This is a genomic window from Roseovarius sp., assembly GCF_040223625.1.
Classification (GTDB): domain Bacteria; phylum Pseudomonadota; class Alphaproteobacteria; order Rhodobacterales; family Rhodobacteraceae; genus Roseovarius.
This window is the reverse complement of record NZ_JAVKFX010000076.1, coordinates 1-7,341: the sequence shown is the minus strand read 5'-3', so window position 1 is coordinate 7,341 and position 7,341 is coordinate 1. Positions and strand designations below refer to the sequence as shown.

Sequence of the window (7,341 nt, the reverse complement as noted above, 5' to 3'; positions counted from 1 at the left end):
CACCTTCAAATACAAGTCCACGGTGTATATCCCCAAGCCCTCCCGAAATCCGAAAGGGCAAAAGTGGACGACTTTTACGCCGCCCGCGACAACACTATGCCGTCGCTACCGTGGCCGAGTATTGCTCCGCCGTTCACACCGGACGGCCTGCAGCGATGTGGGCCGTCTTTCTGTGCTGTAGCGAGTAGAGCGCCGTGACATTCCATTACGACATCAACCGCCAATGGTCTGACCGCTTCCTGCCCCAGATCAAGCACATCGTCGGGGCGCACTTGCTGGAAGCCGCGCCGGATCCTCTGGACATGCTACAGGCGACCGACCTTCTCATGCTCGATGCCCGCGACATGCGGATTGCCGCCAGAGTTCGCCGGCCCGGCTACGCGTCGAGATACCCGCATCAGATTACCATCCGCTCAGGCGTCCCGTCAGGCGCCGAGACAGAGCTTTCCAAGATAGTGAACGGGAAGGGCGACTGGCTGTTCTACGGCCACTCTAACGCTGATCAGACGGCGGTTGAGAGCTGGTATCTGATCGACCTGAACGCCTTCCGAGCCGGGTTGATTCGGTACGGCTCAAAGGGCCTGCACTGGGGCACGAAGTGCAATCCAGATGGCACGCGGTTTACCTGGTTTGATATCAGGAGTTTCCCGACTGATCCGCCGTTGGTGGTGGCGAGATCCCGATAAGGTGGAGCATACCGTGCAATGCCTTCGCGATGTGCACGCGCGTAAGTCGGACGTAAAAAGGTTACTGGCAGTGCGCCAACTTGGCTTAAGCTGCCAACGCAGCCAAATGAGCACCCGACAAGGAAACATTGTCATTCGCCGCTAAGTCCATAGCTGCCCGGTAACTTTGTTTCCTATCGTCGTCATCTTCCAATTGCCCACCAAGAACCTGACAAATGGCCTCTAGGGCAGGAACTAATCCAACAAACTGGCGGTTGTTTAGCCGGTACATTGGGGCAAGCTGTTTGGTAAACAAGTTTTTAAAGCCTTTGAGCTTGAAACCCACGAGCTGTTTACCCGTGCCGTCAAAAATCAGCGTCAGAAACTGATCAACCCGATCATATACAAGTAGGCTGTCCCTCTTAACGTATTCCACGCAATCAGAGTCGTGAAAATACGTTGCGCAAGGCACGTATGCCGCGAATTGCGATGCGTTTTCCATTTTCTGCCCTGTCATGTCCTGATCCAATGTTGAGTTGTATAACGTGTTTCGTGCGATTTGGGTAGCCCATCAATTCCAGCCACAACCCATTCTACACGAGTTATGCAGCCATCTACTTGGCCGCAATCATCGTGTAAATCCTGATTTGTTCGCACCAGAACGGTTAGCACAGAAGACTTTGGCGGCACGGCGGCTGCGGCCTGACAGGCCATACTTGGTTTCCGCTCTATTGTTACAGTAGGTCTCAAAACGTAAACTAAAACCGTGTCCCCGTTCTTTTCGTCATCGTGGGGCCTTTCGATACCCTCAAAGCAGGCAATGGCATCATGAAGCGTGGTAAGGTGGGTTGTTGGATCGGATTTTTGCACTTGGTCGATCAAGTTAATTTCTGGCAAGCGACCAAATACATGAGCGTTCAGTTGGAATATTGGAGTAAGCCGATTCACCTCAAAGTGCCGATCAACAAATTCTTGTGACACCATTAACCTGAGCGTCTTATCATCGGTTCGGCCCGGGGCTTCAACAGCCTCGAAGGTTTTCCAATCTGGCATTTTTAACCTTAGTTAAATGTTGGCGTTTCGGAATATATCAAATTTCTCTCCCTGCCAAGGCCGGAGGATCACGAAGCCAATCACACTCGCCTTTCACGCATCACCAACTATCTGCCCTGCATCCACAATAGCGCATGATGCGCGCAGTTGGAGTCCGGCTTGCGGCTTATGTGGAGTCGCGTTTGCGTCCGGCATCACCAAGCGCAAGTATGGGATGGGGGGCCTCTCAGGCCTGCATGGGACAGCCCGCTTGGTTGAGGAGATGCCCAGGAGCTGAGAACTCGGACCACAAGTTGGGGCTCGGCGGACTTGGACAATGGGGACGAAAAGGCGCAGATTGTCCCCCATATGTCCCCCAATGCAACCGAATGGAGCAGTCGCGGATCCAAAAACCTATCTAACTCATTGATTTTAATGGTGCCCCCAGAGAGACTCGAACTCCCGACCTACTGATTACAAATCAGTTGCTCTACCAGCTGAGCTATAGGGGCGGAGGTTGTGTTTCATACCTCGAACGGCCCCCGTCGGTAGAGTGCGCGGGCCGCTGTCGTCCTAATGCCAAAGCTCCGGCGCGGATGCAACTGGGAAAGCGCCGGAGGGGGCGGGGGCGGCTTTTCAACCGGCCGGTCGAAAGGCTAGGCTGGGCGAAACCGTCGAGGGGCAGGAACGACATGCGGATTCTGGTTCATCCCGGCTTTCACAAGACCGGCACGACGAGCGTGCAATACGGGCTCGAGCGGAATGCGGGCGTGCTGGGCGCGCGGGTGCGGGTCTTGCAGATGGACGACTTTCCCGATGCCATTGCCGCCGCGCGGCGGCACAGCGCGCAGCCGGCGCCGCGGCGGCTGAAGAAATACGCCGCCGGGTTCGCCGCCGCGGTGGCGCCGCTCGATCCGGGCGATCCGCGGCCGGTGCTGGTCAGTTCGGAGAAGCTCTTGGGGTGGATCCCGGGGCGGAAGAAGAACTGGAGCTACGACGCGACGCCGGAGCTGATGGAGCGGCTGGCCGACGTGCTGGAGGGGCATTTCGGCACGGACGCGGCGCTGACCTTCTACTTCACCACCCGCGCCGCCGAAGACTGGGCGCGCAGCGTCTACTGGCAGAACCTGCGCGCGATGCGGATCACCGAGGATTTCGCGGCCTACCGGCCCCGGCTGGAGCGGGCCGCGCGGCTCGACGACGTGGTGGCGGCGACGCGCGACCGGCTGGGGCGCCGGGCCACGGTGATCGCGCGCCCCGTCGAGGCGCTGGCGGAGGAGCCGCAGGGCCCGCTGGGCGCGATCCTGCGGGAGCTGGGGGTGGCGGCCGATGACCTGATGCCGTTCAAGTCCTACAACATGCAGCCGCCGGGCGGTGTGGACGAGCTGTTGCGGCTCAACCGCTCGGACCTCGACGATGCCGCGCTGAACGCGGCCAAGCGCGAGCGGATACAGGCCTACCAGCGCGAGGGGCTGATGCGGCAGAAGGCCGGCGAGGGCAAACCGGGCTGACCGCCCTGCCCCGCCCCGGCACCCGGGCGCAACACCCCCTGCCGGGGCATCCGAAAGCTGTTTAACTGCTTGCAAAACCCTCTATATTGGCCGGCGATTGACGAGTAGAACCGGGACGTTTCATGCAGGTCGTACTTCACGCTGGTGCCCATGTGACCGACGAGGACAGGCTGATCGACTGCCTTGTCGACAATGCCGGGATGCTGGCGGAGCGCGGCACGATCGTGCCCAGGCCGGATGAGTACCGCATCCTGCTGCGCGACATCGTCAACGCCGCCACGCAGGACGGGGTGAGCCCGGATGCGCGCGAGGTGATCCTCGACGCCGTCCTGCCCGGCGAGGAGGAGGCCGACCGGCTGATCCTGTCGAATGACAGCTTCTTCGGCACCCACAAGATGGCGGTGAAGCGGATGTTCTACCCCGCCGCCTGTGCCCGGCTGGAAGCGGTGCGCAAGATCTTTCCCAATGACGAGGTCGAGCTGTTCTTCGCCATCCGCAACCCGGCCACCTTCATGCCGGCCCTGCTGGCGATGACCAATTTCAACACGATCGACGACATCTTTCGCGGCTATGACCCGTTCAGCTTCCGCTGGTCGGAGCTGTTCGAGCGGATCCGGGCGCAGGTGCCGGACATCCCGATCACCGTCTGGTGCAACGAGGATACGCCGCTGATCTGGGCCGAGGTGGTGCGCGAGATGGCGGCGCTGGAGCCCGGCACGGGGTTCGAGGGCGAATTCCGCCTGCTGCAGGAAATCATGACCGAGACCGGGATGAAGCGCTTCCACGCTTATGTGAAGGAGCATCCGGGCATGACGGAGATCCAGAAGCGGCGGGTGATCTCGGCCTTTCTCGACAAGTTCGCCGATGACGAGGCGGTCGAGGAGGAATACGATATCGAGGGCTGGACCGAGGACAAGATCGACCGGCTGACCGATCTTTACGAGGAAGACCTCTATGCCATCGAGCGGGTGCCGGGCGTGACCATGATCACGCCCTGAGCGGCCCGGTCCGCCCGCCCCCTGCCCCGTCAGAGCGTCAGCAGCCCCCGCAGCACCGCCAGCGCCAGCGCCTCGTCGCGCGACGTGGCCTGCATCTTGCCCGCCGCGCGGGCGATCACGCGCAGCACGTCGGCCTCGCTCAGCCCGACGTGTTCGGCGATGTCGTCCTCGGTCATGCCCTGCGCCAGCCGCGACAGGATCTCGGCCTCGACCGGCTCGAGCCGCTGCCAGGAGGAGCCGAAGGCCCGGCCATCGGTGGTGCCCGCGCCCGGCGGTTCCAGCCGGCAGGACAGCATCGCCGCCACCGCCGAGAAGGCGCGCGCCGTGCCGGGGCCGAACAGGTGGGTCGGGTCGTCCTCGCAGCCCAGCACGAGGCACTTGTTCTCGGGCCCGTGCTGCCAGCTATGGGTGAGCATGTAATGGTAGCCATAGCTCAGCATGCGCTGGTGCAACTGCCGGTAGCGGCTTTCGGGGGGGCCGAGCTGCTGCTGGAAGCCGACATCGTAGAGGCGCGGCGGGTCGCCCGCCATCGAGGCCTTGAGCAGCGGGTCGATCTCGTGCAGGGCGTCGCCCGCGTATTCCTCCAGCCAGTCGGGGTTCATCGTGCTGCGCATCCAGGCGATGGTGGGGGTGCCGGTCAGGAAGACGCCCGCGTTGACCGAGCGGGCGCCGAGCCGCGTGCCGACCCGGTTGATGACTTGCCACGCCGCATCGGCATCGCCGGCCTCGGCCAGCGCGTCGGCGGTGTCGATCAACAGGTTCGCAAAGCGCGTGGTCACTGGCTACGTCTTCAAAAGGCTTGCGGCGCCCGGACGGCGATGGGCCCCCTTGGCCCGACCTTACAGGGCCGGTACATCATTGTACAATGCCATGCAGCGGCGGCGCAGGCCGTTCAGGGAAGGAAAGCGACATGCCGGACACACCGGTTCTGACCACCGACCGCCTGGTGCTGCGGGGGCACGAGGCCTTTGATCACGAGGCGCTCCACGGGGTGTGGAGCGACCGGGAGGTGACGCGGCATATCACCGGCTCCCCCTCGACCGAGGCGGAAAGCTGGGGGCGGCTGCTGAAATATGCCGGGCACTGGCGGCTGGCGGGCTATGGTTTCTGGGCGGTCGAGCACCGGCAGACGGGGCGCTACCTGGGCGAGGTGGGGCTGGCCGATCACCGCCGCGGGCTGGGCCCGGCGTTCGACGGCAAGCCCGAGGCGGGATGGATCCTGGCGCCGCACGCGCAGGGGCACGGTTACGCGCGCGAGGCGATGCGGGCGGTGCTGGACTGGGCCGACGGGGTGTTGGGCGCGCCGGTCACGGTCTGCGTCGTCAGCGCGGCGCACCCGGTGTCGATCCGGCTGGCGCAGGATATCGGCTATCGCGCGTTCGGCGCCACGGAGAAGGCCGGACAGGAGGTGCGGCTTTTCGAGAGGCCGCGCGGAAGGGAATGAGGAGGCGAGGCCGCGCGCCCGTGACGACCTGCACGAGACACACGGAGCCGTAGAACCGTCGCGACCGCCACCCGCGCCGGATCAGGACAGCTCGCTCAGCCGGTCCCGTGTGGCCGGCATGCGGTCGAGGCTTTCGGCGATGCGCCATTTGGGCCCCTGGGATTGTGTGCAGCAAATACAAGTTTGCTGCACACAGTCACGTCAAGTAAAATACAGGTTGGGCAGTGCCTCGGATCGACGATTTATTTTCTGATGTTCCCAAGTTAGCGACAGCCGTCAAAATTCCGGTCGGCAATCACGCCATCCCCAGCGCTTCCTTGTACATTTCCAGAACCGCCTCTTCCTCGGCGATGTCGTCCTTGTCGCGCTTGCGGAGCGCGATCACCTTGCGCATGACCTTGGTGTCGTAGCCCCGCGCCTTGGCCTCGGCCATCACCTCTTTCTGCTGGTCGGCAAGGTCCTTCTTCTCGATCTCCAGCCGTTCGAACCGTTCGATGAACTGGCGAAGCTCGTCGGCGGTCACGCGGTAGCTGGCATCGGTATTCACGTCGGTCATGGCATCCTCTCCGATTGGGCCGGGCCCTTTTCCTAGTGCCGCCGCGACGCCCCTGCAATGGCCAACCGCGCGCCCTCGCGGCTTGCGCGCGGGCCGCGGGTGCGCTAGGCGGCGGGGTGCCCAAGGGGCAGTGGCGAAAGGAGCGTGGCGATGGATGTGCTGATCTGGCTGGGAACCGGCGTTTCGCTGGTGGGCCTTGCGGGGCTGGTGTGGTGCATCGTCCGGGTCTGGAAGGCGCGCAAGGCCGGTCTGAGCGAGGAGGCGCTGCGTGCCGAGCTGCAAAAGGTGGTGCCGCTCAACACCGGCGCGCTGCTGTTGTCGGTGATGGGGCTGATGATCGTGGTACTGGGGATCGCGCTGGGCTGAGGCCCCCCTTCAGAAGAACCGTTCGCCGTTCTTGAGCATGTCGTCGAGCAGGGGCGAAGGGGTCCAGAGGGCGGCGCTGACCCCGCGCAGCGTGGCCATGGCGCGCATCGGGGCGAGCAGGCCGTCGAGATCGGCCTGGAAGAGCGGGCCGCCGCGGGTCCGCTCCATGCCGAAACCGCGGATCATCACCAGGTCGGGATCGGAGCGGCGCTGCACGGCGCGGGCGGCGATCAGGCGGGCGCCCTCGTTGACCAGGGCGGCATGAAGCGCCAGCGCCGGGTCGGTGCCGGGCCAGCCGGGCGCGTGACCGGGGTGCTCGGCGCGCCATGCGGAGAGCCAGTCGGCCAGTTCGGGATCCGGCGCGAGCGCTTGCCCCGCGGGCACGTGGAAGGCCAGCGCGCGCGCCGCGTCGCGCTGGCCGGCAAGCCGGTCGGACAGGAGGCGCAGCGGGCCTTCGGGCACCTGCCGCGCCGCGAAGGTGCGGCGCAGGCGGCGCAGGGTGGTGACGGCGCCCAGCTCGTCGATCAGCCGCAGGGGGCCCTGCGCGAAACCCAGTGTCCGCGCCGCCGCCTCGATGCGGTCGGCGGGCACGCCGCCCGCCAGCAGGCTGAGCGCCGCGCCGAACAGGGCCGCGCCCATCGCGTCGCTCAGGAAGCCCGTCGCCTCGGACGACAACAGCACCGAGCGGGCGCCGGTCGAGAAGGCGCGGTGCACAGCCCAGGACAGCGCGCGCGGCGCCTCGGGCGGGGCGGCCACCTCGGCCAGCCGC

10 protein-coding genes and 1 tRNA gene are annotated in these 7,341 nt (G+C 64.5%); 5 read left to right on the top strand and 6 right to left on the bottom strand.

Annotation, left to right across the window (positions count from 1 at the left end):
• Nucleotides 1-194: 194 nt before the first annotated feature.
• The gene (locus RLN94_RS22210; protein WP_350125171.1) at nt 195-686 is read left to right on the top strand and encodes a hypothetical protein; all 492 of its coding nucleotides are present in this window, start codon (nt 195-197) and stop codon (nt 684-686) included.
• An 85-nt stretch (nt 687-771) separates the two neighbouring features.
• Here the strand turns inward: RLN94_RS22210 and RLN94_RS22205 are convergent, their stop codons facing one another.
• The 3 genes from RLN94_RS22205 to RLN94_RS22195 form a co-directional block, all read right to left on the bottom strand.
• Nucleotides 772-1,182 (bottom strand): hypothetical protein, encoded by a 411-nt coding sequence (locus RLN94_RS22205; RefSeq protein ID WP_350125168.1) that lies wholly within the window; start codon nt 1,180-1,182, stop codon nt 772-774.
• On the bottom strand, nt 1,179-1,718 hold the full coding sequence (locus RLN94_RS22200; protein ID WP_350125165.1) for a hypothetical protein: 540 nt from the start codon (nt 1,716-1,718) through the stop codon (nt 1,179-1,181). The genes RLN94_RS22205 and RLN94_RS22200 overlap by 4 nt, the downstream gene beginning before the upstream one ends.
• 415 nt (nt 1,719-2,133) lie before the next feature.
• Nucleotides 2,134-2,209: transfer RNA gene (locus tag RLN94_RS22195), tRNA-Thr, on the bottom strand.
• A gap of 180 nt (nt 2,210-2,389) precedes the next feature.
• On the opposite strand from RLN94_RS22195, the gene RLN94_RS22190 reads away from it, so the two are divergent.
• Together RLN94_RS22190 and RLN94_RS22185 are read left to right on the top strand one after the other, a co-directional pair.
• Entirely contained in the window at nt 2,390-3,208 is an 819-nt protein-coding gene (locus RLN94_RS22190; protein WP_350125162.1) for a hypothetical protein, read from the top strand.
• 122 nt (nt 3,209-3,330) lie between these two features.
• Nucleotides 3,331-4,206 (top strand): hypothetical protein, encoded by an 876-nt coding sequence (locus RLN94_RS22185; protein WP_350125159.1) that lies wholly within the window; start codon nt 3,331-3,333, stop codon nt 4,204-4,206.
• Between the two features lie 29 nt (nt 4,207-4,235).
• Here RLN94_RS22185 and RLN94_RS22180 read toward each other — a convergent pair whose 3' ends face one another.
• Nucleotides 4,236-4,985, bottom strand: coding sequence for a helix-turn-helix transcriptional regulator (locus RLN94_RS22180; protein WP_350125156.1), 750 nt, complete (start codon nt 4,983-4,985; stop codon nt 4,236-4,238).
• 131 nt (nt 4,986-5,116) lie between these two features.
• Between RLN94_RS22180 and RLN94_RS22175 the strand changes: the two genes are divergently transcribed.
• Complete coding sequence (locus RLN94_RS22175; protein WP_350125153.1) at nt 5,117-5,650, top strand: GNAT family N-acetyltransferase; 534 nt, start codon at nt 5,117-5,119, stop codon at nt 5,648-5,650.
• Between the two features lie 295 nt (nt 5,651-5,945).
• Here RLN94_RS22175 and RLN94_RS22170 read toward each other — a convergent pair whose 3' ends face one another.
• Nucleotides 5,946-6,206, bottom strand: a complete 261-nt coding sequence (locus RLN94_RS22170) for a DUF2312 domain-containing protein (RefSeq protein WP_057819835.1) — start codon at nt 6,204-6,206, stop codon at nt 5,946-5,948.
• Between the two features lie 150 nt (nt 6,207-6,356).
• On the opposite strand from RLN94_RS22170, the gene RLN94_RS22165 reads away from it, so the two are divergent.
• Nucleotides 6,357-6,572, top strand: a complete 216-nt coding sequence (locus RLN94_RS22165) for a hypothetical protein (protein WP_350125150.1) — start codon at nt 6,357-6,359, stop codon at nt 6,570-6,572.
• A gap of 9 nt (nt 6,573-6,581) precedes the next feature.
• On the opposite strand, the gene RLN94_RS22160 is transcribed toward RLN94_RS22165, so the two are convergent.
• Nucleotides 6,582-7,341: 3-hydroxyacyl-CoA dehydrogenase family protein (locus RLN94_RS22160; protein WP_350169632.1), on the bottom strand; the 760-nt coding region annotated here is incomplete at its 5' end.

What these genes read in the sequence shown, in the direction of transcription:
- RLN94_RS22205 (WP_350125168.1), bottom strand. Translation starts at nt 1,182, where the DNA reads ATGACAGGGCAGAAAATGGAAAACGCATCGCAATTCGCGGCATACGTG.
- RLN94_RS22200 (WP_350125165.1), bottom strand. Translation starts at nt 1,718, where the DNA reads ATGCCAGATTGGAAAACCTTCGAGGCTGTTGAAGCCCCGGGCCGAACC.
- RLN94_RS22190 (WP_350125162.1), top strand. Translation starts at nt 2,390, where the DNA reads ATGCGGATTCTGGTTCATCCCGGCTTTCACAAGACCGGCACGACGAGC.
- RLN94_RS22185 (WP_350125159.1), top strand. Translation starts at nt 3,331, where the DNA reads ATGCAGGTCGTACTTCACGCTGGTGCCCATGTGACCGACGAGGACAGG.
- RLN94_RS22175 (WP_350125153.1), top strand. Translation starts at nt 5,117, where the DNA reads ATGCCGGACACACCGGTTCTGACCACCGACCGCCTGGTGCTGCGGGGG.
- RLN94_RS22170 (WP_057819835.1), bottom strand. Translation starts at nt 6,206, where the DNA reads ATGACCGACGTGAATACCGATGCCAGCTACCGCGTGACCGCCGACGAG.
- RLN94_RS22165 (WP_350125150.1), top strand. Translation starts at nt 6,357, where the DNA reads ATGGATGTGCTGATCTGGCTGGGAACCGGCGTTTCGCTGGTGGGCCTT.